The sequence below is a fragment of the Flavobacterium crocinum genome (assembly GCF_003122385.1).
GTDB lineage: Bacteria > Bacteroidota > Bacteroidia > Flavobacteriales > Flavobacteriaceae > Flavobacterium > Flavobacterium crocinum.
On sequence record NZ_CP029255.1, the window covers coordinates 2,239,939 to 2,266,111 of the forward strand.

The following is a 26,173-nucleotide window of genomic DNA, read 5'->3' on the forward strand; positions in this document are numbered from 1 at the left end:
TTGCAGGAAAATCAAATTGAAGGAAATGAACAAAAAACATAATCATATAAGAAATCATATTACAAAGTATTTTGTACTGATATCCCTTTTTTTTGTTTTTGGATGCAGTAATACAAAATATCTTCCTGAAGGCGATTTGCTCTACACGGGCGGTTCGGTAAAAGTAAAAGATTCTATCATGAAAAAGAAAGATAGAAAAGCATTACAAACCGAGCTGGAAGGTCTTCTTCGTCCAAAACCAAATAAAACGTTTTTAGGTTTACGTCCAAAATTATGGTTTTATAATATTGCCGGAGAGCCCAAAAAACAAAAAGGATTTAGATATTGGCTTCGAACTAAAGTGGGAGAAGAGCCGGTGCTTTTTAGCAAAGTCGATTTAGATTATAATGCTTCGGTTTTACGAAACTTTACAGAAAACAGAGGTTATTTTAAAACTCGTGTCAGTGCCGATTCTACTGTAAATAATAAAAGAGTAACAGCAGAATATACCGTTGTTCCCAAAAAACAATACATCATTAAAAGCGTGACTTTTCCGGATGATTCTTTAAAAATGTCAAAAATAATCGCCAGATCAAGCAGACGCAGTTTGTTGAAAGTTGGAAAACCTTACGATTTGGATGCTATAAAAGCAGAAAGAGAACGTATCGATGCCAGATTGAAAGAAAAAGGGTATTACTATTTCAGTCCGGATTATCTTTTGGCAAAAGTAGACAGTAGTAAAGGCGATCATGAAGTAAAAATTAGATTGGTTATTAAAGACGAAACTCCAGCAAAAGCCTTAAGAGCTTATACCATAAATAACATTTTTGTTTATCCGAATTATTCTCTGGCGAACGATAGCATGGTTTACAGAAAAAAGAATATAACACAGTATAAAGATTTTACGATTATTGATACGGCAGAAACTTTTAAACCGCGAGTTTACGATAGAACAATTTATTTCAAAAAAGGCGATTTATATAATAGAACTGATCATAATTTGACTTTGAATCGTTTTGTAAACCTAGGAACGTTCAGTTTTGTTAAAAATGAATTCAAGCCTTCTGACAGTATCGACAATGCTTTGGATTCTTATTATTACCTAACACTTTTACCTAAAAAATTTATTCGTGTTGAGGTTTTGGGTAAAACCAACTCGGCAAGTTATACAGGTACGGAATTAAATTTGAATTGGAATAATAGAAACTTCCTTCGCGGAGCAGAATTGTTTACAGCCTCGATTTTTGGAGGTGCCGATTTTCAGTTGGGTGGAGTTAATAAGGGAAAGAATATTTATAAACTTGGAGGGGAAGTCAGTTTGACCTGGCCAAGATTTATTACGCCTTTTAATATCGAAGGAAACAGCGAATATGTACCAAGAACCAAAGCAACGATTCGTTATGAATATCAAAAACGAACGCAGTTGTATGCGCTGAATTCTTTTAATACTTCCTTTGGTTATTTGTGGAAAGAAAATATCCGAAAAGAACACCAGCTGAATGTAATTGATGTGACGTATGTGAGTCCAAATCATGTTACAGCCGAATATCTAGAAGATATTCAACAAGATCCTGCATTAGGAAAAGTAATTGAAAAACAATTAATTTTTGGTCCTACTTACAATTATACGTACACCAATACGATGCAAAAACGCCGAAAAAATACCATCTATTTTAATGGTGAATTAGATTTGGCGGGTAATATTACAGGTTTGGTAACTGGTGCCGATTATCCGGATAAAGTAAAAACAATATTCGATGTTCCATTTAGTCAATACGTAAAAATCAGAACCGATTTCAGACATTATTTAAAACTAGGAAAAGAAAGTGAACTTGCCAGCCGATTAATTGTAGGAGCAGGATTTGCCTACGGAAATTCGAATACAATGCCGGCTTCTAAACAGTTTGTAGTAGGAGGAACCAACAGTATTCGAGCTTTTAGAGCCAGAACGTTAGGTCCGGGAAGTTATGTGATTCCAGAAACCACAACCAACATTAATTATACACCAGATCAATCAGCCGATTTGAAATTAGAATTTAATACCGAATACAGAGCAAAACTTTTTAGTATTGTAAGAGGTGCAGTATTTTTGGATGCCGGTAATATCTGGCTTTTGCATGCTGATCCCAACAAACCCGGAGCTGAAATTTCAAAAGATTTTATGAAAGAAATTGCTGTTGGTGCAGGGGCCGGTTTACGTTTTGATTTGTCATTCTTGATTTTAAGAACAGATTTAGCAATTCCACTAAGAAATCCAGCTCTTCCAGACGGACAAAGATGGGTTATTGACGACATAAATTTCGGAAGCAGTTCCTGGAGAAAAGACAACCTGATCCTGAATATCGCTATTGGATATCCTTTCTAAACGTTTTTTGTTTGCCACGAATTTCACGGATTTACACGAATTTCATCTTTTGCTTATCTTTAATTTCATGACTAAAAATTCGAAGAATTTTTAGTTTAAGTATTCCAAAAAATTAGTGTAATTCGTGAAATTCGTGGCGAAAAAAACTAAAAAAAGAAGTAAATTGGTCTAAAATATTTTAGAGGAATGCAAAACTTAATCAAAAGAATTATTGGTGTTAGTGTAATCGTTTTAGTCATTGTTCTGGCTTTTAAATATTGCCAGTTTAAAAAAGAAGACGATTCTGACATTCAATATAACACCAATTTAATTCAACAGCAGATTCTCAACGTTGGAAAACTGGTTGTAACCGAAGGACATTTTTCAGAAGTGATCACCTATAAAAATCAGCAGAAATATTTCTTAGACATGATTTCTTTCGAGAAAAAAGCATTGGTTGTCGTAAATGCAAATGTCACAGTTGCCTACGATTTACATCAAATGAAATACGATATTGACGAAAAAAATAAAACCATTACGATTTTAAATATCCCAAAAGAAGAAATTACGATTAATCCGGATATTCAGTTTTATGATGTAGAGCAAAGCAAACTGAATCCGTTTACGGGAGACGATTACAATAAAATCAACAAATCGGTAAAGGCGAACTTAGCCAAGAAAATCGAAAAATCAACCCTAAAAACAAATGCTCAAAACAGATTAATCAGTGAATTGTCTAAGATTTTAATCATGACCAATTCAATGGGGTGGAAACTGCAATACAACGGAAAAACTATTGAATCTGAAACTGAATTAAGTCAGGATTTGGGATCAAAGCTATAAAAGAATCTCGCAAAGACGCAGAGTCGCAAAGGAAACTTTTTAAGTAAAATACTTTGCGACTCTGCGTCTTTGCGAGATTTAAAAATCTGCAGAATCAGCTTTAATCTGCAAAATCTGCGTGAAACAAAACCTTAAAAACCTTAGCGCCTTTGTGGCAAATTAGGCATAGAACTATCAAAAATCAAATCCAGTCCGCCAGCAACCAAATGCGCAATTTCAGGACGATTGACTTTCAGTTGATCTAAATGAACCAATACTTCCTGTAAAAGCTGTTTCTCGTCAGAATCTTTCAAAAGTTCTGTAATTTCAACAGCTAAAAGCCAGTCATTTGAATGACTATTTTTAAGTTTTTCAAAAACAGTTTTCAATTCTGTTTTAGAAGATTTATTATTTCTGATTTCGCGAACAGTTGCATATAAATGCTCTAGTTCATCGCGTTCATCAGTATGTTTTGCTTTGATGGTTTTGGTTGACGGAACAATATTAATTAAGTCAAAACTATTTACATCGGCAGGGCCAGAGAAAGCAGAAATGACTTTTTTACCAATTGCCATATCATAATTGCCCCATTCAGGCTCAAACAAAAGAGTTTCGCCATGAGTAACCGTGCAGTTTTTAAAACTGATTAGAATGATTTCTCCATGAAGATTTCTGGAGCCGGTAATAATTTCACCTTCCACAATAATATTGCCTTCAAATTCCAGTTTTATCTTTTCGCCTTCAACAATGCTGTAAGCCTGTAAATCTTTCGGACTCATATCTTCAATCGCTAGATTAAAACCTTTCAGTTTCCCAATCGGACTTCCAAATCCGTGTGGATGGGTTAAAGTTCCGTGGCCGACTAATTCTTTTTCACGGTAAGCCAAAGCTGTTTTTCCAGTAGTCTGAATGTAAACCGGTTTCCCTTCTTCTTCAATAACATTCGTAAAAACTCCCGAAATCTGCAAACCAGTACTCAATTCAATTGTTCCTAAAGCATTCGATTGAATCAGTTTTTTAATTCCCGAAAGCCCTCCGGTACGTAAAGCCATTTTGTTAGCAAACTCTTCCAGAATCAAACTTAAATGAGAAAAAGTAGGTGTCACATAAAGCTGCGGTTGTAATTGTGTAATATCAAAATTCTGATTAGCCGCCGAAATATCATAAGGGATTTTCTTCACATTATCGGTCATACAGTGTGCACTTTCGCCAATTGAAGAAAGTAATCCAGCGCCATATATTTTTGGATCTTCGACCGTTCCGATCAAGCCGTATTCAACTGTCCACCAATGCAAATTTCGAATTTGAGCCATTTCAGACAATTCGCCCATATCATTTTGTAAATTGGCCACTGCTTTTTCAGCTTCGTCAATTTTTTCCTGCGGAGTATCTTCGGCTTCTTTTAAAATAGAAAGCAGACGAATCGCTTCATACATTTGATAGTCTTTATGAGAAGAAATCGCTTTACAGCCAATTTCACCAAAACGTCTTAAATATTCCGCATATTCTGGATTGGCAATAATAGGAGCGTGGCCGGCTCCCTCGTGAATGATGTCCGGAGCAGGAGTATATTCAATATGTTCCAATTGTCGAATATCCGAAGCAATAACCAGAACATTATAAGCCTGGAATTCCATAAAAGCATTCGGTGGAATAAATCCGTCAACGGCAACCGCTGCCCAGCCAATTTCGCTTAGAATTCGGTTCATGCCGTACATACTCGGAATAGAATCTATTTCGATTCCCGTTTTACGTAAACCTTCCAAATACGAATGATGTGCTACTTTAGAAAGATAATCTACATTCTTGCGCATAACATATCTCCAAACCGCCTGATTGATAGGACTGTAATCGCTATAATCTTGAGGTTTAATAAATTGCTGTAAATGTTTAGGCAATCTTTCTAATAACGGATTGGTTTCAATATTTGGATTCATTTCGAAACGTTGTAGATTAAAATGTAAAATTACAAATTTAGACCTCTAATTTTTACATTTCATCACAATATTTTTATTTGAAATTACTTTTTATTGCGTTTTTGTAAGCTTTTAATAAAAGAGAGAAGTGATGGATTTAGCAGTCGTTATTTTCGAAACTTACTCTTTCCAGAGTCTGTTCATAGCTTTCAATTTCTTTTTTGGTCATTGAAGTTTCTTTTACTTCTATTTTTAGCTGTTTTTTAGTGTCAGGGCTAATCCATAAACCGGAAAAAGTATTTCCTACTTTCTTTAACATCAAAGCACCGCTAAAACCATGTTCAACCATGATAAATTCATTTTCAACTTTTCTGTTCTGTGTAACATTCAGATAAATCCATTTGTTTGATTTATAACGGTAAATTGCAATATAGTCTAAGTCAGCAGTGCATTGATTTTCTTGCGTTTTAATATAAAAGGTTACGGGAGTTTTACCATCAACGGTTCCTTTGTATAAATTAGAAGCTGATGCTTGAGATTGTGCTGTTAATTGATTTGAAAATGAGAAACAGATTGCAATAAAGAAAATTACTTTTTTCATAAATAAAAGAATATAGATTTGGGTTTAATTCATTTAGCCAAATATAAAGTTCTGCTTTCTATTTGAGAGAAATCTTCTAAGATTTTTTTATTGCATTTCTCATTTCATTTTCAGCATTTCTGAAATATTCAATTTTGTGGCTGAACATAAACGCCATATTTGTAGCTCTCATTTTAGCTTCTTCGGTAATTGGACCTGCAAACTGTGAATCGATTGTAGTATTAAAAATGGCAATCCAGCGATCAAAATGCGTTTTATCAACAGGCAATTGTTTGTGCGGCGGAAAAGGTGTTCCGGAATAAGCGCGAACATCAAAAAGAATAGTCTGCCAGAAATTATACATTTTTTGCAAATGCGGTTCCCATCGATCTTGCAACTTATCGTTAAAAATAGGACCAATTAAATCGTCTTTTCTAACATTTGCATAAAAGCTGTTTACCATTTGCTGAATGTCTTCTATGGTGGAAATATCTTTTAAATCTGCCATTGTATTTATTCTAAAGTTAAGCTGCAAAAATACACCATAAGTTCTTTTTTATTTACTGACAATTATCATTTTGAAAACGATTATCCAATCAATTGCGTAAACAAATCCTGATTATCATTCAAATATTGAAATTCAAAGCCGTTTTGTGTCATTTTTAGTTTAATTGGCATGATGTCTTTTTTGTTTTTCAATTCTAAACCAACAACAACAGAGCCCTTTTCACGGCTATTTTTCTTGGCAAACTGAAAATAAGTAATGTCATCATCCGGACCTAAAATATTATTTACGAATTCTTTTAAAGCTCCCGGACGCTGTGGAAATTGAATCATAAAATAATGCATTAAGCCTTCATACAATAAAGAACGTTCTTTTATTTCGGCCGTTCTTTCGATATCATTATTACTTCCGCTGACAATACAAACTACATTTTTGCCTTTAATTTTATCTTTATAAAAATCCAACGCAGCAATCGTCAATGCTCCTGCAGGTTCGACAACCATAGCCTCTTCATTGTATAATCTTAAAATAGTCGTGCAGACTTTTCCTTCGGGAACCAAAATAATATCTTCCAGATTATAACGGCAGATTTCAAAAGTTTTATCGCCAACTTGTTTTACTGCGGCACCGTCCACAAATTTGTCGATTGTTTTTAAAGGTGTGTTTTTATTTTCTTCAATAGAAGTTTTCATTGAGGGAGCTCCTTTTGGCTCAACTCCAATGATTTTAGTATTAGGGCTTAAGTGTCTGAAAACTTCAGACAAACCCGAAGCCAATCCACCACCGCCAATTGGAACAAAAACATAATCGATAGGTTCTTTGGAATTTTCCAGAATTTCTAAGCCAACAGTTCCTTGTCCGGCAATTACTTTTTCGTCATCAAAAGGATGAATAAAAGTTTTGTGATTTTTGATGGCATCTGCGGTTGCCGAAGCATAAGCATCATCAAAAGTATCTCCGGTCAAAACAATTTCAACAAACTTTTTTCCAAACAATTGTACTTGTTTTACTTTTTGTTTTGGAGTTGTTTTTGGCATATAAATTTTACCATTTATTTTAAGAAGATTGCAGGAATAAGCAACTCCCTGTGCATGATTACCAGCACTGGCGCAGACAATTCCGTTTGCACTTTCTTTTTCGTTTAACGAAGAAATCTTGTTGTAAGCCCCTCTAATTTTGTACGACCGAACAATTTGTAAATCTTCTCTTTTTAATAAAATCATCGATTTAAATTCGTCTGAAAGATTTAAATTTTGGGTTAGAGGAGTAGCTGCCACTACATCTTCTAGTTGCTTTTTTGCATTAAGTACTTCGTTAAATAAACTCATGATGTTTTTGTATTTTGCCACTAATTACACGAATCGACACTAATTTTAATTATTTTAAAGAAAAAATAATTCGTGGAAATTTGTGTAATTCGTGGCGACTTTTAAATTGTTTTTAAAATAAAAAACCTCCCAATTGGGAGGTTTCTATAAATTATATTTTACAAACTTATATAACACCTCGCCATTATTGCTGAATTGCAATAATGCTAATAATAGCGATAATAATGTTGTTAAAGTTTTTCATTTTTTTAGCTGATTGAATAGCAAAAGTAAATAATTATTTTTTCACAGGCGGATATTGAGCCAAAATTTTGCCTACAAATTCAGCAATTCTTTCATCTTTCTTGTCAATGTTTCTAGTCAAAGTACCAATTCCTTCACCTTGCCAGATCATTTCTTTCTTTTTAGCATCGATTAAATCAATATATAAAGTTCCTTCTGTAGAAGTCGAAACAGTAGTTTGGTTTCCATACATCATCCATGGATTCCAGCCCCAGCCCCAGCCATAACCCCAGCCAGCGCTAAATTGGTTTACATCGACTTGTTCTCTTGATTTTGTAAAGATGTTTACCAACATATCAGGATTGTCGCTTTTGGTAAAACCTTTAGCCTGCATTTGATCATCAATAGCGCGAAGAATTCTTCTTTTATCTAAATCGGATATCTCAACCTTGTCAATTCCGGGCTTAAAGTAAGCGTATGTTTTATAAGGCGCAAAATCGACAGTTTTGTCGTAATCAGAATAAACTGTAACACTGCTGCATGAAGAAAGAATCAACAGCAGGAAAAACGGAATTAACTTAAGTGTTTTCATATTTTTAGGAATTAAATGTTCTATTAATTTAGTAAATTTTCATCAACTATATTAGGTAAAGTTACTTTTAATAAAGGCTCAACTTCCATTGCTCTTTTTATGGCAAAAACAGCACCTTCATTTCGGGCCCAGCTTCGTCTTGAAATTCCGTTGTTAACATCCCAGAAAAGCATTGATGCTAAACGCTTTGAAGCCTCAGTAGAACCATCAAGAACCATACCAAATCCACCGTTTATAACCTCTCCCCAGCCAACGCCTCCGCCGTTATGAATGGATACCCAGGTTGCTCCTCTAAAACTGTCTCCAATTACGTTATGAATCGCCATATCGGCTGTAAAACGAGAACCGTCATAGATATTTGAAGTTTCTCTGTATGGAGAATCCGTTCCTGAAACGTCATGATGATCGCGCCCCAAAACTACTGCACCAATTTCTCCTTTTGCAATCGCCTGATTAAAAGCTTCTGCAATTTTAATTCTTCCTTCGGCATCAGCGTAAAGAATTCTTGCTTGTGAACCTACAACCAGTTTATTTTCCTGAGCACCTTTAATCCATTTGATGTTATCCTGCATTTGCTGCTGAATTTCGTTTGGAGCCGTTTTAGCCATTTCTTCTAAAACATCACAGGCAATTTTATCTGTTTTTAGTAAATCTTCTGGTTTTCCGGAAGTACAAACCCAACGGAAAGGACCAAATCCGTAATCAAAACACATTGGTCCCATAATATCCTGAACATAGCTTGGATATTTAAAATCGATATTATTTTGTGCCATTACATCGGCTCCTGCACGTGAAGCTTCTAATAAAAATGCATTTCCGTAATCAAAAAAGTAAGTTCCTTTTGCGGTGTGTTTGTTGATTGCAGCTGCATGACGACGTAACGTTTCCTGAACTTTTTGTTTGAATAATTCTGGATTATTAGCCATTAAATCATTTGCTTCTTCAAAAGAAATTCCAACAGGATAATAACCACCAGCCCAAGGATTATGAAGTGAAGTCTGATCTGAACCTAAATCAATTTTAATGTTTTCCTGATCAAAACGTTCCCAAACATCCACTACATTTCCTAAATAAGCAATCGAAACGGTTTCTTTATTCGCTTTCGCTAAAGCTACTCTTGCAACCAATTCGTCTGTAGAAGTTACGACTTCGTTAATCCATCCTTGTTCGTGGCGGATTTTGGTGATTTTCGGATTTACTTCGGCGCAGACCGTAATACAACCCGCAATATTTCCGGCTTTTGGCTGTGCGCCGGACATTCCACCAAGCCCGGAAGTAACAAATAAACTCCCTTCAGGATTTTGTTTTATTTTTCTAAAACCGTTTAAAACAGTAATCGTAGTTCCGTGTACAATTCCCTGCGGTCCAATATACATATAACTTCCTGCAGTCATTTGTCCATATTGAGAAACTCCAAGTGCGTTCATTTTTTCCCAATCGTCCGGTTTTGAATAATTTGGGATTACCATTCCGTTTGTTACCACAACTCTTGGTGCTTCTTTATGAGAAGGAAATAATCCCATTGGATGACCGGAATACATCGTTAGAGTCTGCTCATCTGTCATTTCAGACAAATATTGCATTGTCAATAAATATTGCGCCCAGTTTTGGAAAACCGCTCCGTTTCCACCATACGTAATCAATTCGTGCGGATGTTGCGCCACGGCATAATCCAGATTGTTCTGAATCATGTGCATAATGGCCTTTGCCTGCAATGATTTTCCAGGATATTCTTCGATTGGTCTTGCGTACATTCTGTAATCCGGACGAAGACGATACATATATATACGTCCGTATTTTTCTAATTCTTCTGAAAATTCAGGAATTAGTTCCGCATGATGCTTTGGATCAAAATAACGTAAAGCATTTTTAAGTGCCAGCTTTTTTTCTTCTGCCGAAAGAATTTCTTTTCGTTTCGGAGCATGATTAATCGCCGGATCGTATGTCGCCTTTGGAGGTAATATAGAAGGAATTCCTTGTTGTATTTGTTCTTTGAAAGTCATTTTTTTAGAGATGCTAAGGTTCTAAGATGCTAAGGTATTTTAGCAAGATTAACAACAGATTAATTTTTTTGTTTTTTATTATGTCGCCCCGCTGGGGCTTATATATCGTGAACGAATAAACGATTCCTATAAATATTTCGCTCCTCTGGAGCTAAAATCTGAACGGCTTATTCTTTCTATAAATATTTCGCTCCTCTGGAGCATTATTAAATTTAAATAAATCAAGAAAAGCCTTGGAAAGGCGTAATATTTATAGAAAACAATAATCACCCAATACAAAAGCTCCAGCGGAGCGAAATATTCGTTTAGGCAAAATATCTAATTATCCACTTTGTCACATTTTCTAATTAAAAAAACTAAGGATAACGGATATCCGACCTATGATACGATTTGTGGATCTTGATCCTAAATTTTCGTGAATGGATATCCATATATGATATTTTAGATTGTTGATTTCAGATTTCAGATTGGAATTTGGACCCGAGCGATAGCGAACAGGCGAAGCAATTTAAAAATTTGAGATTTCCTCAATTATCTAATTTTCAAATTATCCCATTATCTCATTTAAGAGTACACTTCTTCGTTAACACAAAAAGGCATTTTTTTGTTTTCAAAAAGCGCTATAATATTTTGTGCAGCACAAACCGCCATTCCGTTTCTCGCTTCGTAAGTTGCTGAACCAATATGCGGTAAAACACAACAATTTGGCAGAGCTAATAACGGATTGTCAGATTTCATAGGCTCTGGATTGGTAACATCCAGTCCGGCTCCCCAAATTATATTATTCGTTAATGCTTCAAATAAATCGGCCTCATTTTGAAATTTTCCTCTTGCTGTATTGATGAAAATCGAATTTGGTTTCATTTTGGCAAAAGTATTTCTATTGAAGAGTTCGTTATTTTCTGCTGTGTAATTTGCGTGAACACTTAAAACATCACTTTCAGCAAGTAAGGTTTCAAAATCTACAAATTTAGCATCCAATTCTTTTTCTGCATCTTCTTTTCGGGAACGATTATGGTAAATAATGTTCATTCCAAATGCGGCTTTGCATTTTTGAGCCATTTCGAAACCAATTCGTCCCAAACCGCATACTCCTAAAGTTTTGCCATACAGTTCCTGTCCTAAATTGGCCAACGGATTAAAACTTCCCCATTGGTCATTTAAAATTCTTTTATGATTAAAAAATGACTTTCTGGCTACGCTTTGCATCAATAAAAAAGCAACGTCAGAAGTGGCTCTGCTTAAAACATCAGGTGTATTTCCAACTGGGATTTTTCTACTGTTTGCCGAAGGAATATGAACCGAATCAAATCCCACAGAAAACAAAGCGATTCCCTTTAAATTAGGACATTGCTGAAAAAAATCTTCATCTAAAAGAGTATTGGTTCCAACACTTAAAAGCGCATCATTTTCCTGACAGATTTTTATAAACTTTTCTCTGGATAATACATTCTCTGTTGGATTTATAGTCAGATTAATCCCTTTTTCCTGAAGCAGTTTTATGCCAGCTTCCGGTATATTTTTATTGATAAAAACGTTCATTTTGTTATTCTAATTTTATGAAGGTTTATTTATTCTTCCTGTTTTTTTATCATATCCGTACGGACAATGACGACATCCGCTCTTGCAGCAATAACCACGTTTTAAATGATGTTTTTCAGTAAAGCATTTATAACCTTCGGGCGTATAGTAAAAATCTTCTCCTTCGATTAATTTATTTTCATTACTTTGCTCTTTCATAAATCTGCTTCGCGTTCTTTTTCGAATAATTAAAATCAAAAATATAAATATTTGATTGTGATTTTGTTGAAATCGAACAATTTTATAGTTACAAATTTATAAATTTTACAGCCAATGTTTCTGATTGTTGTCAAATATTTAATTCCAAAAGGATATAGGGGAATGGCTGTATTTCCTTTCGTAATTGCAAAATATGATTTTGATAAGACCAATGAAGTTTTTGTGAATCATGAAAAAATTCATTTAAGACAACAATTAGAACTTTTAGTGATTCCGTTTTTTGTTTGGTATTTTTTAGAATATCTCATTCGTCTTATTCAATATAAAAATGGTGCTTTGGCCTATCGAAATATTAGTTTTGAAAGAGAAGCTTACGCTAAAGAAAGAGACTTAAATTATTTGAAAAACCGATCTTTTTTTCAGTTTCTACATTATATCAAATCAAAATGAATCCAGTTTTTAATCAACCTATAAATATTGATTTTCCAAATGCTATTTCTTTGACCATAAAACGTGAAGATTTAATTCATCCGTTTGTTTCGGGAAATAAATTTAGAAAATTAAAATACAATTTACTTCAGGCGAAAGCCGAAAACAAAAATACTTTACTGACTTTTGGAGGCGCATTTTCCAATCATATTGCTGCTGTTGCTTATGCAGGAAAAGAGCAAGGTTTTAAAACAATTGGAATCATTCGAGGAGACGAATTGTTGGATAAAATCCAAGAAAACCCAACCTTGAAATTTGCTCAGGAAAACGGAATGCAGTTTGAATTTGTGTCGAGAGAAGACTATCGTTTAAAGAATGAAACCTCTTTTATAGAAAAGCTGAAAAACAAGTTTGGAGATTTCTATTTGGTTCCAGAAGGCGGGACAAATGAATTGGCTGTAAAAGGTTGTGAAGAGATTTTAACAGATGAAGATTCAGTTTTTAATTACGTTTGTTGTGCAGTTGGAACAGGTGGTACGATTTCTGGATTAATTAAGAGTGCATTGCCAAATCAGAAGATTTTGGGTTTTCCGGCGTTAAAAGGTGACTTTTTAAAAGATGAAATTCGTATTTTTGCAAAAAAAGATAACTGGAATTTAATTTCTGACTATCATTTTGGAGGTTACGGCAAGATAAATTTAGAATTAATTGAATTTATTAATTCTTTTTTCGAAAAGACAAAAGTGCCCTTAGATCCAATTTATACAGGAAAGATGGTTTTTGGCGTTATAGATTTAATCAGCAAAAATTATTTTTCCGCACATTCAAAAATTTTACTCATTCATACTGGTGGATTACAGGGAATTGATGGAATGAATATAAAATTGAAGCAGAAAAAATTACCAATACTCAAAACCAATGATTAAAAAAATTGTATTACTTGTCGTAATATTAGCTTTAGCAAGCTGCTCTTCCAGTAAGCCTGCAATCGCGACGACTAAAAAAGCGGCAGCAGTTCAAACCAGAACGGCAGCAGCAAAAAGAACTACTCCAGTAAAACCAATTGGCAAAAATTATCCTTCTACAAATAACACAACTGAGGTTATTCAATCTACATCAAAAACAGTTGTTACCAGCGATTTGATCAATAATTATGTTTTGCAATACAAAGACATTGCAATGGGAAACATGAAAACTTATGGAATTCCGGCGAGTATTATTCTGGCTCAGGGAATTTTAGAATCGGGTGCGGGTAGAGGAGATTTGGCTTTAGAAGCTAATAATCATTTCGGAATAAAATGTCATAAAGACTGGTTAGGCGAAAGTGTTCGTCATGATGATGATGCCGCTCAGGAATGTTTTAGAAAATATCCTCAGGCCTCAGAATCTTACAGAGATCACGCTTTGTTTTTGGTTGGTAAGAAGAGATATGAGTCTTTGTTCACTTATGAAAAAGACGATTACAAAGCCTGGGCAAAAGGACTTAGAGCCTGCGGTTATGCAACAGATCCAAAATATCCGGATAAGTTAATTAGTTATATTGAAAGATACAATCTGCATCAATATGATTGTCAGGTTACAGGAAGAAATTATGTGCCGATTAATACTTCGACGGCTCCCCCTAAAAAATCATCTTATGATGTCGCTTCTGATCCAAAGATCAATATGAATCAATACGATCCGAATCTATATGAGGTTCAAAAAGGAGATACACTATATTCGATTTCAAAGAAATTCAATTTATTGGTTGAAGATTTAAAAAAGAAAAATAATCTAACTGATAATGCCATTTCGATCGGGCAGAGGTTGAAAGTTAAGTAATCAGTGCTCAGTTTTTTTAGTGTTCAGTCTCAGTTTTCAAACAATCTAAAAATCCAAAAAAATAAGTTTTCAGTGAATCTAAAATCTGAAATCTAAAATCAAAAATAAGAATGTTATATAAAAGAAGTAGTCAGCTTTTTGCTGAAGCAGAAAAAGTAATTCCGGGAGGAGTAAATTCACCAGTAAGAGCATTTAAAGCGGTTGGTGGAACTCCAATTTTTGTTAAAAGTGCTAAAGGTGCTTATTTATATGATGAAGACGGAAACAAATTAATAGATTACATCAACTCTTGGGGACCAATGGTTTTAGGTCACGCTTATCAGCCGGTTGTTGATGCTGTAATCGAAAAAGCAAAACTGGGAACTTCATTTGGAATGCCTACAGAACTGGAAACAGAAATTGCAGCTTTGGCAGTTTCTATGGTTCCAAATATTGATAAAATACGTTTTGTAAATTCAGGTACAGAAGCTTGTATGAGTGCGATTCGTTTGGCTCGCGGATTTACAAAAAGAGATAAAATTATCAAATTTGCTGGTTGTTATCACGGACATTCTGATTCATTCCTGATTCAGGCGGGAAGCGGTGCTGTGACTTTTGGTTCGCCAAATAGTCCGGGAGTTACTCAAGGAACTGCAAAAGATACTTTGTTAGCAAAATACAATGATTTAGAAAACGTAAAAACATTGGTGGAAGCGAATAAAGGAGAAATCGCAGCAATTATTATCGAAGCAGTAGCCGGAAATATGGGGTGTATTGTGCCTAAAGAAGGTTTCTTGCAAGGTTTAAGAGACTTGTGTACCGAAAATGGAATCTTATTGATTTTTGATGAGGTAATGACAGGTTTCCGTTTAGCACGCGGAGGAGTTCAGGAATTGTATGGAATTGATGCTGATATTGTGACTTTCGGAAAAGTTATTGGTGGCGGACTTCCAGTTGGAGCTTTTGCGGCGCGCGAAGAAATCATGAACTATTTAGCGCCTCTTGGACCAGTTTATCAGGCAGGGACATTATCAGGGAATCCGTTAGCAATGGCTGCGGGATTAGCAATGTTAAAAGCTTTGGATAGCGATAGAGAAATCTTCACTCGTTTAGAAGAAAAAACAGCTTATTTAGAGGCTGGAATTCACAGAGTTTTAAAAGCGAATAATGTTGTGTTTACAATCAACAGAGTTGGTTCTATGATTTCGGTTCATTTTGACGCAGATCCGGTTACGGATTTCCAAACGGCTGCAAAAGGAGACAATGAAACATTTAAAAAATTCTTCCATGGATTATTGCAGGAAGGTGTTTACATTGCGCCATCGGCTTATGAAACGTGGTTTATTACAGACGCTCTGACTTACGAAGATTTAGATTTTACAATTAATGCTATTGATAAAGTTTCGAAAACATTCTAGAATCAATAAATAATAAATCAGAAAGGCTCACTTTTAATAAGTTGAGCCTTTTTTTAGGTCTGATTTTTTTTAGTTAATAAAAAGTTAATGCAAGCATGCTTTGTTGTACGATTGTAAGTAAAATTTATTTTTGTTTGTCAAATAACTAACTAAACCAACGTTAAATGAAGAAATTTTTCATTTTATCTACGATAGCTGTTTTTGCGCTATTTCCTTCAAAACAATTTGCTCAGAGCAAAAAGAAAAAAGATCAAAAAGAGGTTCCGGCAGCTCCACCAGAAAAGAAACCGGAATCTTCAATCAAAGATTATAATAAAGTAATTACCAAAGATGCCATTTCGGACGACGGTCTTTTTACCGTTCATAAAGTCGATAAAAAGTATTATTTCGAAATTCCGAATAAATATTTAAACAAAGACATGCTTTTGGTAAGCCGACTGGCAAAACTTCCTTCGAATTTAGGAGGAGGTTATGTTAACGCAGGTTCTGAAACCAATGAGCAGTTAATTGTCTGGCAGCGTTTTCAGGATAAAATCTTAATCAAATCAAAATCGTATAATTCGGTTGCTAATGATACTTTGCCGATTAGTATTTCGGTTAAAGCTAATAATTATGAGCCTACTTTATACGCTTTTGATATTGTTGCCTTTAGTAAAGATTCAGCAAATACAGTTATTGACGTTACTAAATTTTACAGTACAGATGTAAAAGCAATAAGTGGAATTTCAGCAGAAATGCGTGACACTTATAAAGTAAGAGGTTTGGATGATTCAAGAACTTTTATTACCGCAATGAAAAGTTTTCCGATGAATATTGAAGTAATTCAAGACATGACATATAATGCTTCAAAACCTTCCATGTTAGAAGAATCGGAATCCATTAGTATACAAATGAATCAGTCGATGATTTTACTGCCTGAAGTTCCAATGAAACCAAGATTAGCGGATCCGCGTGTGGGCTGGTTTACAGTGAGTCAATACGATTACGGAAGCAATGAACTAAAATCTGATTTGAAAACTTATATCAGAAGATGGAGATTAGAACCAAAAGATCCGGAAGCTTATAACAGAGGTGAGTTGGTAGAACCAATAAAACCTATCGTGTATTACTTAGATCCTGCAACCCCTGAAAAACTGAAAAAATACATCAAACAAGGAATTGAAGAATGGCAGAAACCTTTTGAAACGGCAGGATTTAAAAATGCCATAATTGCAAAAGATGCCCCGACAAAAGAAGAAGATCCGGATTTTAGTCCTGAAGATGTGCGTTATTCAGTGATTCGATATGTAGCAAGTACAACCCGAAATGCAGTTGGACCAAGTGTTTCAGATCCAAGAACCGGAGAAATTATAGAAAGCGACGTAATTTGGTATCACAATCATTTGCGTTCTTATAGAAATAGATATTTACTGGAAACCGGAGCAGCAAATCCTTCAGCTAGAACTTTACAGACTAGTGACGAAGAAATGGGCGAAATGATGCGAATGGTTATTGCTCACGAAGTTGGTCATGCTTTAGGGTTTCCGCATAATATGGGAGCAAGCTGTGCTTATGATGTTGAAAGTTACAGAAACGGAGATTTTACGCAGCAAAACGGAATTTCAGCCAGTATAATGGATTATGCCCGTTTCAATTATATTGCGCAGCCTGGAGATAAAAACATTCGTTTTATTCGAAAAATGGGAACTTATGATCATTATGCTTTGAATTGGGGATACAGAGTTATTCCAACTGCAAAATCTCCTGAAGCAGAAATTCCAACTCTGGATAAATGGATTTTAGAAAAAGCAGGAAATCCTGTTTATAAATTCGGGAAACAAAGTAGCGCTTTTGATCCTACTTCGCAGACAGAAGATATTGGAAATAATTCAATGAAAGCAAGTTCGTATGGACTTAAAAATCTGGAATATGTGGCAAGTCATCTTAGCGAATGGACAAGTACAGCCACTAATAATTATGAAGATTTAGATGAACTATATAAAGAATTACTGGATTGCTGGAGTCGTTATGTTGGGCATGTGGTTACGAATGTTGGTGGAATTTACGAAAATACCAAAAAGCCCAATCAGGCAGGAAGCGTTTATGAAGTAGTTCCAAAAGCCAAACAGACCGAAGCAATGAACTGGCTTCAGAAAAATGCTTTTGAATCACCAACCTGGATTGTGAATACGAAAACTTTACAAAATACCGAATTTGCCGGTTATACAGAAAAGTTTAGAAATCTTCAGGTAAGACAGCTTTATAGTTTAATGACTTTAGGAAGAGTTGGAAGATTAATGGACAATGAAATTTTAAGCGGCGATAATTACAAAGCTTTGGATTTCTTTAAAGACATTCGTAAGGGAATCTGGAAAGAAACTGCAATTGTTTCAAATGTAACGGTTTATCGCAGAAACTTACAACGCGCTTACATTGACAGAATGGCCTATTTAATGACGGAAGAAATTAAATCGACCGATAGATCTGCAATATACTATAATGTATCACAATCTGATTTAAGAGCGTTAGTTCGTGGAGAATTAAGTACCTTGAGAAAATCAATTGTTACAGCAAAAGCTGGAGCTGTAAATACGGAAACAAAATACCATTACGAAGATTGTATCAAAAGAATTGATTTGATATTGAATCCGATTAAATAGTAAAAAACAAAAAGAGGCTTATTTAAGCCTCTTTTTTTTAAATCAGATTAGATTTTATCTTTTCTGTGCTCACTCATTTTTTCTCTTGCTTTGTCTTTTTTCTCTTCCTGCAAAGCTTTCCATTTAGTATATTGATCGGCTTTTAAAATTGATTTCATTTTAGCATCATTTGCGGCTACTTCATCTTCCATTTGTTTTTTGAAAGCTGCTTTTTCTTCAGCAGTTGGTTTAGTACTGCTGTCTTTTTTGTCTTTTCGGGCTTCTCTGAATTTTTCAGCTTTAGCACTTCTGTCTGCCAGCAGCTGTTTTACTTGTGCTTGTTGACTTGCATCCAGATTTAGTTCTGTAGTTAACTTTTTAAGTTGTTTTTCATTTCGTTGTTCAGGAGTCATTCTTTCTCTTGGCTCACGAGATGGATTTTGGTCTGCGTCTTGTGCAAAACTTGCTATTCCAATAAATAGCATAGCTGCAATAAATAATTTTTTCATATCTAAGTTTCTTTTATTGTTTATAATGATTAGACTTTATCTAATTCAAATGGTTTAAACTAATATTTAGATTTATAATTTATTTAACAGATTGAAAAGTAGTGGATTAATAGTTTAATTTCTGCTCTATTGAAGATAATTTCTTATTTTTAAGGTATAAACAAATTTGAAACTGAGAATTTAATCTAATCATTTATGAATAAAATAGCCTTCTTTTCTACGCAGCCTTACGATAAAACATTCTTTAATAAATATAATGCAGATTTTGGCTTTCAACTAGATTTCTTTGAAACACAATTAAATCCGCAGACTGTGGCTTTAATTGAAGAATGCGAAATTGTTTGTGTTTTTGTAAATGATATTGTAAACGAAACAGTTATCAAACAATTAGCAGAAAAAAATGTAAAAATCATTGCTTTACGTTGTGCCGGTTTTAATAATGTAGATTTAGAAGCTGCAAAAAAATACAATATAAAAGTCTGCCGTGTTCCTGCATATTCTCCGCAGGCAGTTGCAGAACATGCGATGGCTATGATTTTGACTTTAAACAGAAAAACACATAAAGCGTACAACAGAGTTCGTGAACAAAATTTTTCTTTAAACGGATTATTAGGTTTTGATTTATTCGGAAAAACAATTGGAATTATTGGAACGGGAAATATCGGAAAAGCATTTTCTAAAATTGCATTAGGTTTTGGCTGTAAAGTCCTGGCTTATGATATTGTAGAAAGCGAAGAAATGAAAAAAGACGGCGTTTCTTTTGTTGGTTTAGAAGAGATTTTTAAATCAGGTGATATTATTTCGCTTCATTGTCCATTGAATGATCAAACGAAACATGTGATTAATAAAACTTCCATTTCTTTTATGAAAGATAGTGTTATGATTATCAACACAAGTCGGGGCGGATTAATCGAAACTGCATCAGTTATTGAAGGTTTGAAAGAAGGAAAAATAGGTTATTTAGGAATCGATGTTTACGAACAGGAAGAAAAACTATTCTTCAGAGATTTATCAGCAGATATTATTCAGGATGATGCGATTCAGCGTTTAATGAGTTTTCCAAATGTTTTGGTAACGGCACACCAGGCATTTTTTACCAATGAAGCTTTGACGCAGATTGCTTTAGTGACTTTTAATAATATTAAATCATTGTTGGCGAAAAACGATATCAAAAATAAGGCGGCGTTGTTAGTGTAATTTAAAATATTGGATTATGAAAAATAAAATTCTAATTCTAATCGGAATCCTGACATTGTATTCTTGTCAGGATAAAAAGGATTCAAAAAATATTGTCAAAACGATTGTTCAGGATACTTTATCAAAAACAATAGGAGGAACGGCAGATTTAAGCGATGCACCACCAAGAGACGATAAAGCAGTTGCGTTAATTAGAAAACAATTGAATGTTTTATTGAAAAGTGATTTACCCGCGTTAACAAAAGACGATCGTTACTTTTATTATGAAGAATTTGATTTAAATAACGATAAGAAAAACGAGTATTTTGTTGGTTTCTCCAATTCGTATTTCTGCGGAAGCGGAGGTTGTTCTGGCTATATTTTGAATAATGACGGAAGTGTAATTAACAAATTCACTGTAACCGATTTTCCTATTTATGTAACCACTTCTTCAACTGAAAAATTTTACGATCTTATATTTGAAAGCGGAGGGAAGTTTTATCTTTTAAAAATGAAAAGTGGAAAATATCCGTCCAATCCATCTGTTCAGGAACTTGTGAAAAAAGATGTTTTGAAAGGAAGTACAAAGGTTTTGGATATTAGCGATAAGAAGTTTGAGAAGTATTCTTTTTAAGAAATAAGAAACCCGACAGTCTTTTTTAAGTCTGTCGGGTTTGAATATTAGAAATTTTAAATTGGAATTTGGAATTTAAATTTTGGAATTTACCCCACCAATTCCACAAATTTAAACTCACCGTCAACAACAACTTTAGTTAAACCGTGTTTAGATAAGTTTTTCATGGAAGCATCCCATTTTTTACCGCTTAAGTTAGCTGTAATTTTTAGTTGCGTTAAATCCATTCTATTTTCATTTTTTGTAAGCAAGTCAATGATGAATTTTTCTTCATCAGAAAGTTCGATCTGAGCTTGTTTTTTCTCCGGACGCATTTGAGGAAACAATAAAACTTCCTGAATCGAAGCGTTGTTTGTTAAATACATAATCAAACGATCCATTCCAATTCCCATTCCGGAAGTTGGAGGCATACCGTATTCAAGAGCTCTTAAGAAATCTTCATCGATAATTCCGTTTGCTTCATCATCACCTTTTTCAGAAAGACGCATTTGATCTTCAAAACGCTCTCTTTGATCAATCGGGTCATTTAATTCAGAATAAGCATTTGCGATTTCTTTACCACAAACCATTAATTCAAAACGTTCCGTCAAATCCGGATTATCGCGGTGCTCTTTACAAAGCGGAGACATTTCTTTTGGATAATCTGTAATGAAAGTTGGCTGAATATAATTTCCTTCACATTTTGCTCCAAAAATCTCATCAATCAATTTTCCTTTACCCATTGTTTCGTCAACCTCGATTCCCATTCCTCTTGCAGCTTCAAACAATTCTTGTTCTGTTTTTCCGGAAATATCAAAACCAGTAAAATGTTTGATAGAATCAGTCATTGTTACACGAGCGTAAGGCGCTTTAAAGTTGATTTTGTGTTCGCCAAAAGTAACTTCGCTTGTGCCATTTACAGCAATCGCGCAATGTTCAAGCAAACCTTCAGCAAAATCCATCATCCAGTTGTAGTCTTTGTAGGCTACATATATTTCCATTGCAGTAAATTCAGGATTATGCGTTCTGTCCATACCTTCGTTACGGAAGTTTCGAGAGAACTCATAAACACCTTCAAATCCACCAACAATTAATCTTTTTAAGTATAACTCATTTGCAATACGCATATAAAGCGGAATATCAAGCGAGTTATGATGCGTGATAAATGGTCTTGCCGAAGCACCACCAGGAATGGATTGTAAAACCGGAGTATCTACTTCAAGATATCCAGCATTGTTAAAATACTCTCTCATCGCAGTGAACAATTTAGTTCTCTTAAGGAAAGTTTCTTTAACCTGTGGGTTTACTGTCAAATCTACGTAACGCATTCTGTAACGTAATTCAGCATCGTTGAAAGCATCGTGTACATTTCCTTCTTCGTCAACTTTTGGCAACGGAAGCGGACGTAATGTTTTGCTTAAGAAAGTAAAACCATTAACACGAATACATTTTGCACCAACCTGAGTCGTAAACAATTCACCTTCAATACCAATAAAGTCACCTAAGTCAGTAAGTTTTTTGAATACTTGGTTGTATAATGTTTTATCATCGCCTTCACACAAAACATCGCGATTTACGTACAATTGAATACGTCCTTCACTGTCTTGTAATTCAGCAAAACAAGCTTTACCTTGATCTCTAACACTCATCAAACGACCAGCTACGATAACCTTCTTACCCTCTTCAAAAGATTCCTTTATCTGTTTAGAAGTATGATTTACAGGAAAAAGATTTGCGGGATACGGATTGATTCCTAAGCTTCGTAAGCTTTGAAGTTTTTCTCTTCGGATGATTTCTTGTTCTGATAATGCCATTTTGTGCTATTTTTTTAAGTGTGCAAAGATAAAATTTTTGTTTCAAGTTTCCACTCAAACTGTTAAGGTTTTTTGTAGCAGAAATTTAAGGTTTTTCAGGAACGTTTTGTCCCGCTATCCGCTTGTATCTTTTTCCTGCTAAAGAAGCAGGAAAAAGGATACCGCTTCTATCGGGGCTAGACAAGAGGTTTTTGTTTTCATAAGAGGTTTTAGCCGGAGTGTATTTGTAATGTTTCTGTAAGAAATAAACGAAAAAAAACTTAGTATCTTAGCCTCTCAGAACCTTAGTGTCTTTAAAGAAAAAATGAAACACATATCAATCTTATTGCTGATAATTTTATGTACAGGCTGTCAAATTACAGAAACACTTACAATCCATTCAGACGGAAGCGGCACAATAGAAATAGAGCAACTTAGAGAGGAGAATAGTTATATGCAGTTGGCCGGTGAGGAATATTCTAAGGAAAATGTATTTCAGGACACCACTTATGTTTTTAAAGAATATATTGAAAAATACAAAGAAAACTTTGTGAAATATAAACCAGAAGAACAACAGTTGTTTCAAAAATATGCCAATGTAAAAACACAGATCAAACGAAGTTCTTATGAAAAAGAATTCCGAACTGTTTTTGCGCTTCATTTTAATGAAGTATCCGAAATTCCGGATTTGTTCAAGACAGAAGATTATGCATCAGATATTCAGCATAATTATGCTTTAACAGCAGAGGAACATTATTTTAGAATAGGATATGCATTTGACGGAAAAATATTCAAACGTTCAGTCACAATTATCAATACAGCTGAATTAGAAAAAGCAAAATTGCAAGCCGAAAATTTTGAGAAAAAGTATGGTTCTTCAAAACTGACTCAATTGTATGTTTTGAAATATCATTTCCCAAAAACGATAAAATCGATTTCCAATTCAAAAGCTATAATCAATTCAGATAAAAAATCTTTAACATTAGAATTTAAATTGTCGGATTGTTTACGTGATCCGGAAATAACAAATTTGGAAGTAGTTTTGGAATAGAATAAAAAGAAAGTCGAAAAACCCAGCATCTTATCAACTTACAATCTTAGAATCTCAGAACCTAAAAAACTTCGTATCTTTGATGAAAAATTGTACTCTTATGAAATTATATAAATTACTTAGTTTTTCTTTTTTAATCGCAACTTTAACGAGTTGTACTTTTACCGAAAACATTACAATCAATGAAAACGGAACAGGAAAATTTTCTGTAGATATGGATGGTTCTGCTCTGATGGAAATGGCTGGTGATCAAATTGGAAGCCAAATGGGAGCTGATGCCAAAAAAGATATCGATTCTACTTTTACTTTCAAACAACTATTTGAAGAGAAAAAAGACAGTATTGCCAAAATGACACCCGAAGCTCAAAAAGAATTGAAAAAACTGGAGAATTTTGTGGTTACGACTAAAATGAGTGCAGAGAAAAAACAGTTTTTAATGACAATGGCCACTGATTTTAAAAATGTAAACGAACTACAGGATATTCTACAAACGGCGAGTACGCTTCAAAAGTTAGAAGGAGGAGCTAATGCCGGGCCGTTAGGAAGTGGTTTTGGTAATAACAACAGTAAACTAAGTTATACTTACGACGGAAAGAAATTTACGAGAAAAGCCGTAATTGATAAGCAAAAACTAGCTGAGATCAAAAAAGATTCAACGGCAGATATGTCTAAAATGATGTTTGCTTCGTCTAATTATGTTATCAAATATAATTTCCCTAAAAAGATCAAGAAAGTCTCTAATCCAAATGCATTGTTTAGTGACGATCGAAAATCAATTACAATTCAATATTCTTTTACGGATTATATGGAGAATCCAGACAAACTTAACTTCGATGTTGAGTTTGAAAAATAATTAAAATGAACAAAAAAATCCAACTTCAGGATCTGGGCAATAAAGATTATAAATCAACCTGGGAATATCAGGAAGACCTTTTCAAAGATATAGTCGATTTAAAAATCAGGAACAGAAGAGAAGAACTTGATCTGCCAACTCCAAATTATTTATTGTTTGTAGAGCATCCGCATGTTTATACTTTGGGCAAAAGCGGCGATTTTGAGAATCTGTTATTAAACGAAAAACAGCTCGAAGCCAAAGGAGCAACTTTTTATAAAATCAATCGTGGTGGCGATATTACGTATCACGGACCAGGACAAATTGTAGGTTATCCTATTCTTGATTTGGAAAATTTCTTTACAGATATTCATAAATACTTACGTCTATTGGAAGAATCTATTATTCTGACTTTGGCAGAATACGGTTTAGAATCGGGCAGAAGCGAAGGAGAAACAGGAGTCTGGTTAGGTGTTGGAACTCCGTTTGCACGTAAAATATGCGCTATGGGAGTTCGTGCTTCACGCTGGGTAACCATGCACGGGTTTGCTTTAAATGTCAATGTAGATTTAGGTTATTTTGATAATATAATTCCTTGCGGAATTCGAGGAAAAGGCGTAACATCTTTAAACGTCGAACTTGGAGTAGAAAAGGTAGATGAAGAAGAAGTAAAATCTAAAATTGTCAAACATTTTACTGAGCTTTTCGAAGCAGAATTTGTTTAAAAAATGCCAATAAAGAATTAACCCGTTTCAGATAAACATTTGAAACGGGTTTTTATTTTGAAAAATAAGACTGTTTCCGTGATAAGGATGACATTGTTGATGATGTAATTCTAAAATTATTTTTAGACAGAAAGCGGTTTTTTATGAAAATGTATTCAAAATAAGCAAAAAACATTTTACAAAAGGTAAGATTTTGAGAGGTTGGCAAATTACATAAAGAAGCCGGTTTTATCCTGTATTTACGTTATATTTGACTTTGTTGATTTGTATTTCTAATTATTTAATGAAAATGCTTATGAGAAAAATTTACTTACTCTGTTTCCTTTTTTTACTTAACGGTCTTTCTGCTCAAAAGAAAGATAAATTATATCCAATTACGATTTATGAAAAAGTCTGGTCAGAAAAGAATAGTGAAACTCGATTAAAACTTATAAAATCAATTTGGCTGGAAGACAGCACTTTTGAAGATCCATCTGCATCTGTAAAAGGAATTACAGCATTCAATAATGTTATCAATGAATTCTACAAAAAAAATCCTGATGTTGTTTTGACTTCGGGTTCAAAAGTTATTAAAGATAATTATGTGACCTGGGAATGGAAAATTACCGATTCAAAAAGTAATGTTATTATGACCGGACGTGATTTTGCCAGGTTAAACGGTAAAGGTCAGGTAAGTAAAATAATAGGTTTCTGGGATAAAGAGGTAAGCGTGTCTGAAGCCGATAATTTGAAAAAGCTGGAATCGGATAATTTTAATGTTGTGGCACAATATTTTGAATGCCTTTTTAAAACAAAAGATTTCATTAAAATGTCAACATTAATTGAAGACGGAGCTGTTTACAATCAGGCAGAAGGACTTCCATATGGTGGTACTTACAAAGGATTTAGCGAATGGACAAAAATGTTTACAAAATCAGCCGAATTTTCTAGTTTTGAAATAGAAAAAGAGCCGGTTTATTTTAGTGATGCTTCTAAAAATGAAGTGATTATTTATTTCACAATAAAAAGCACTGCGAAAAAATCCGGAAAAAGCATTTCGATGCCAATTTCAGAACATTTTGATTTAAAGAATGGGAAAATTGTCGCGATAAGAGCATTTTATTTTGATACCAAACAGTTTGCAGAATTCTTAAAGAGTAGAAAATAATATTGAGATTTTAAATGAAAAAAAGACCTTT

23 protein-coding genes are annotated in these 26,173 nt (G+C 34.2%); 13 read left to right on the forward strand and 10 right to left on the reverse strand.

Annotated features, from left to right (window positions below; translation table 11 throughout):
* The first annotated feature begins 25 nt into the window (after positions 1-25).
* Together tamL and HYN56_RS10285 are read left to right on the forward strand one after the other, a co-directional pair.
* Positions 26-2,344 carry a translocation and assembly module lipoprotein TamL gene (tamL, locus tag HYN56_RS10280; RefSeq protein WP_109192090.1) on the forward strand — a complete coding sequence of 773 codons (2,319 nt, stop codon included), beginning with the start codon at positions 26-28 and terminating at the stop codon, positions 2,342-2,344.
* 186 nt (positions 2,345-2,530) lie between these two features.
* Complete coding sequence (locus HYN56_RS10285; RefSeq protein ID WP_109192091.1) at positions 2,531-3,166, forward strand: DUF4230 domain-containing protein; 636 nt, start codon at positions 2,531-2,533, stop codon at positions 3,164-3,166.
* Positions 3,167-3,306: 140 nt separating this feature from the next.
* Here HYN56_RS10285 and HYN56_RS10290 read toward each other — a convergent pair whose 3' ends face one another.
* The 8 genes from HYN56_RS10290 to HYN56_RS10325 all read right to left on the reverse strand — a co-directional run bounded on the left by HYN56_RS10290 (position 3,307) and on the right by HYN56_RS10325 (position 12,031).
* Positions 3,307-5,082 carry an aromatic amino acid hydroxylase gene (locus HYN56_RS10290; RefSeq protein WP_109192092.1) on the reverse strand — a complete coding sequence of 592 codons (1,776 nt, stop codon included), beginning with the start codon at positions 5,080-5,082 and terminating at the stop codon, positions 3,307-3,309.
* 136 nt (positions 5,083-5,218) lie between these two features.
* Positions 5,219-5,662 (reverse strand): hypothetical protein, encoded by a 444-nt coding sequence (locus HYN56_RS10295; protein WP_109192093.1) that lies wholly within the window; start codon positions 5,660-5,662, stop codon positions 5,219-5,221.
* Positions 5,663-5,738: 76 nt separating this feature from the next.
* On the reverse strand, positions 5,739-6,149 hold the full coding sequence (locus HYN56_RS10300; RefSeq protein ID WP_109192094.1) for a group III truncated hemoglobin: 411 nt from the start codon (positions 6,147-6,149) through the stop codon (positions 5,739-5,741).
* 80 nt (positions 6,150-6,229) lie between these two features.
* Positions 6,230-7,474, reverse strand: a complete 1,245-nt coding sequence (gene ilvA, locus HYN56_RS10305; protein ID WP_109192095.1) for a threonine ammonia-lyase IlvA — start codon at positions 7,472-7,474, stop codon at positions 6,230-6,232.
* Between the two features lie 277 nt (positions 7,475-7,751).
* A complete protein-coding gene (locus HYN56_RS10310; RefSeq protein WP_109192096.1) occupies positions 7,752-8,288 on the reverse strand; it encodes a DUF4136 domain-containing protein in 537 nt (178 codons plus the stop codon).
* A 23-nt stretch (positions 8,289-8,311) separates the two neighbouring features.
* Positions 8,312-10,291 (reverse strand): urocanate hydratase, encoded by a 1,980-nt coding sequence (locus tag HYN56_RS10315; RefSeq protein WP_109192097.1) that lies wholly within the window; start codon positions 10,289-10,291, stop codon positions 8,312-8,314.
* Positions 10,292-10,855: 564 nt separating this feature from the next.
* Entirely contained in the window at positions 10,856-11,833 is a 978-nt protein-coding gene (locus HYN56_RS10320) for a 2-hydroxyacid dehydrogenase (protein WP_109192098.1), read from the reverse strand.
* A 15-nt stretch (positions 11,834-11,848) separates the two neighbouring features.
* Positions 11,849-12,031 carry a DUF5522 domain-containing protein gene (locus tag HYN56_RS10325; RefSeq protein WP_012023986.1) on the reverse strand — a complete coding sequence of 61 codons (183 nt, stop codon included), beginning with the start codon at positions 12,029-12,031 and terminating at the stop codon, positions 11,849-11,851.
* 114 nt (positions 12,032-12,145) lie between these two features.
* On the opposite strand from HYN56_RS10325, the gene HYN56_RS10330 reads away from it, so the two are divergent.
* From HYN56_RS10330 to HYN56_RS10350, 5 genes are all read left to right on the forward strand, one after another.
* The gene (locus HYN56_RS10330; RefSeq protein ID WP_109192099.1) at positions 12,146-12,481 is read left to right on the forward strand and encodes a hypothetical protein; all 336 of its coding nucleotides are present in this window, start codon (positions 12,146-12,148) and stop codon (positions 12,479-12,481) included.
* Positions 12,478-13,386, forward strand: a complete 909-nt coding sequence (locus HYN56_RS10335; protein ID WP_109192100.1) for a 1-aminocyclopropane-1-carboxylate deaminase/D-cysteine desulfhydrase — start codon at positions 12,478-12,480, stop codon at positions 13,384-13,386. The genes HYN56_RS10330 and HYN56_RS10335 overlap by 4 nt, the downstream gene beginning before the upstream one ends.
* Positions 13,379-14,281 carry a glucosaminidase domain-containing protein gene (locus tag HYN56_RS10340; RefSeq protein WP_109192101.1) on the forward strand — a complete coding sequence of 301 codons (903 nt, stop codon included), beginning with the start codon at positions 13,379-13,381 and terminating at the stop codon, positions 14,279-14,281. Before HYN56_RS10335 ends, HYN56_RS10340 begins: the two co-directional genes overlap by 8 nt.
* Before the next feature lie 110 nt (positions 14,282-14,391).
* Complete coding sequence (hemL, locus tag HYN56_RS10345) at positions 14,392-15,678, forward strand: glutamate-1-semialdehyde 2,1-aminomutase (protein ID WP_109192102.1); 1,287 nt, start codon at positions 14,392-14,394, stop codon at positions 15,676-15,678.
* Between the two features lie 164 nt (positions 15,679-15,842).
* Positions 15,843-18,317: a zinc-dependent metalloprotease gene (locus tag HYN56_RS10350; protein ID WP_109192103.1), complete on the forward strand. Its 2,475-nt coding sequence runs from the start codon at positions 15,843-15,845 to the stop codon at positions 18,315-18,317.
* Between the two features lie 47 nt (positions 18,318-18,364).
* On the opposite strand, the gene HYN56_RS10355 is transcribed toward HYN56_RS10350, so the two are convergent.
* Positions 18,365-18,805: a hypothetical protein gene (locus tag HYN56_RS10355; RefSeq protein ID WP_109192104.1), complete on the reverse strand. Its 441-nt coding sequence runs from the start codon at positions 18,803-18,805 to the stop codon at positions 18,365-18,367.
* A gap of 195 nt (positions 18,806-19,000) precedes the next feature.
* On the opposite strand from HYN56_RS10355, the gene HYN56_RS10360 reads away from it, so the two are divergent.
* A complete protein-coding gene (locus tag HYN56_RS10360) occupies positions 19,001-20,002 on the forward strand; it encodes a 2-hydroxyacid dehydrogenase (protein WP_109192105.1) in 1,002 nt (333 codons plus the stop codon).
* 16 nt (positions 20,003-20,018) lie between these two features.
* Complete coding sequence (locus tag HYN56_RS10365) at positions 20,019-20,615, forward strand: hypothetical protein (RefSeq protein ID WP_109192106.1); 597 nt, start codon at positions 20,019-20,021, stop codon at positions 20,613-20,615.
* Positions 20,616-20,704: 89 nt separating this feature from the next.
* Here HYN56_RS10365 and lysS read toward each other — a convergent pair whose 3' ends face one another.
* Entirely contained in the window at positions 20,705-22,408 is a 1,704-nt protein-coding gene (lysS, locus tag HYN56_RS10370; protein WP_109192107.1) for a lysine--tRNA ligase, read from the reverse strand.
* Between the two features lie 304 nt (positions 22,409-22,712).
* On the opposite strand from lysS, the gene HYN56_RS10375 reads away from it, so the two are divergent.
* The 4 genes from HYN56_RS10375 to HYN56_RS10390 all read left to right on the forward strand — a co-directional run bounded on the left by HYN56_RS10375 (position 22,713) and on the right by HYN56_RS10390 (position 26,142).
* A complete protein-coding gene (locus HYN56_RS10375; protein WP_109192108.1) occupies positions 22,713-23,438 on the forward strand; it encodes a hypothetical protein in 726 nt (241 codons plus the stop codon).
* Between the two features lie 100 nt (positions 23,439-23,538).
* Positions 23,539-24,291 (forward strand): hypothetical protein, encoded by a 753-nt coding sequence (locus tag HYN56_RS10380; protein WP_109192109.1) that lies wholly within the window; start codon positions 23,539-23,541, stop codon positions 24,289-24,291.
* A 5-nt stretch (positions 24,292-24,296) separates the two neighbouring features.
* Positions 24,297-24,995 (forward strand): lipoyl(octanoyl) transferase LipB, encoded by a 699-nt coding sequence (lipB, locus tag HYN56_RS10385; RefSeq protein WP_109192110.1) that lies wholly within the window; start codon positions 24,297-24,299, stop codon positions 24,993-24,995.
* A 295-nt stretch (positions 24,996-25,290) separates the two neighbouring features.
* The gene (locus HYN56_RS10390; RefSeq protein ID WP_167398298.1) at positions 25,291-26,142 is read left to right on the forward strand and encodes a nuclear transport factor 2 family protein; all 852 of its coding nucleotides are present in this window, start codon (positions 25,291-25,293) and stop codon (positions 26,140-26,142) included.
* Positions 26,143-26,173: the final 31 nt, after the last annotated feature.

Coding starts and splice junctions, on each gene's coding strand:
- tamL (WP_109192090.1), top strand. CDS start 26: ATGAACAAAAAACATAATCATATAAGAAATCATATTACAAAGTATTTT.
- HYN56_RS10285 (WP_109192091.1), top strand. CDS start 2,531: ATGCAAAACTTAATCAAAAGAATTATTGGTGTTAGTGTAATCGTTTTA.
- HYN56_RS10290 (WP_109192092.1), bottom strand. CDS start 5,082: ATGAATCCAAATATTGAAACCAATCCGTTATTAGAAAGATTGCCTAAA.
- HYN56_RS10295 (WP_109192093.1), bottom strand. CDS start 5,662: ATGAAAAAAGTAATTTTCTTTATTGCAATCTGTTTCTCATTTTCAAAT.
- HYN56_RS10300 (WP_109192094.1), bottom strand. CDS start 6,149: ATGGCAGATTTAAAAGATATTTCCACCATAGAAGACATTCAGCAAATG.
- ilvA (WP_109192095.1), bottom strand. CDS start 7,474: ATGAGTTTATTTAACGAAGTACTTAATGCAAAAAAGCAACTAGAAGAT.
- HYN56_RS10310 (WP_109192096.1), bottom strand. CDS start 8,288: ATGAAAACACTTAAGTTAATTCCGTTTTTCCTGCTGTTGATTCTTTCT.
- HYN56_RS10315 (WP_109192097.1), bottom strand. CDS start 10,291: ATGACTTTCAAAGAACAAATACAACAAGGAATTCCTTCTATATTACCT.
- HYN56_RS10320 (WP_109192098.1), bottom strand. CDS start 11,833: ATGAACGTTTTTATCAATAAAAATATACCGGAAGCTGGCATAAAACTG.
- HYN56_RS10325 (WP_012023986.1), bottom strand. CDS start 12,031: ATGAAAGAGCAAAGTAATGAAAATAAATTAATCGAAGGAGAAGATTTT.
- HYN56_RS10330 (WP_109192099.1), top strand. CDS start 12,146: ATGTTTCTGATTGTTGTCAAATATTTAATTCCAAAAGGATATAGGGGA.
- HYN56_RS10335 (WP_109192100.1), top strand. CDS start 12,478: ATGAATCCAGTTTTTAATCAACCTATAAATATTGATTTTCCAAATGCT.
- HYN56_RS10340 (WP_109192101.1), top strand. CDS start 13,379: ATGATTAAAAAAATTGTATTACTTGTCGTAATATTAGCTTTAGCAAGC.
- hemL (WP_109192102.1), top strand. CDS start 14,392: ATGTTATATAAAAGAAGTAGTCAGCTTTTTGCTGAAGCAGAAAAAGTA.
- HYN56_RS10350 (WP_109192103.1), top strand. CDS start 15,843: ATGAAGAAATTTTTCATTTTATCTACGATAGCTGTTTTTGCGCTATTT.
- HYN56_RS10355 (WP_109192104.1), bottom strand. CDS start 18,805: ATGAAAAAATTATTTATTGCAGCTATGCTATTTATTGGAATAGCAAGT.
- HYN56_RS10360 (WP_109192105.1), top strand. CDS start 19,001: ATGAATAAAATAGCCTTCTTTTCTACGCAGCCTTACGATAAAACATTC.
- HYN56_RS10365 (WP_109192106.1), top strand. CDS start 20,019: ATGAAAAATAAAATTCTAATTCTAATCGGAATCCTGACATTGTATTCT.
- lysS (WP_109192107.1), bottom strand. CDS start 22,408: ATGGCATTATCAGAACAAGAAATCATCCGAAGAGAAAAACTTCAAAGC.
- HYN56_RS10375 (WP_109192108.1), top strand. CDS start 22,713: ATGAAACACATATCAATCTTATTGCTGATAATTTTATGTACAGGCTGT.
- HYN56_RS10380 (WP_109192109.1), top strand. CDS start 23,539: ATGAAATTATATAAATTACTTAGTTTTTCTTTTTTAATCGCAACTTTA.
- lipB (WP_109192110.1), top strand. CDS start 24,297: ATGAACAAAAAAATCCAACTTCAGGATCTGGGCAATAAAGATTATAAA.
- HYN56_RS10390 (WP_167398298.1), top strand. CDS start 25,291: ATGAGAAAAATTTACTTACTCTGTTTCCTTTTTTTACTTAACGGTCTT.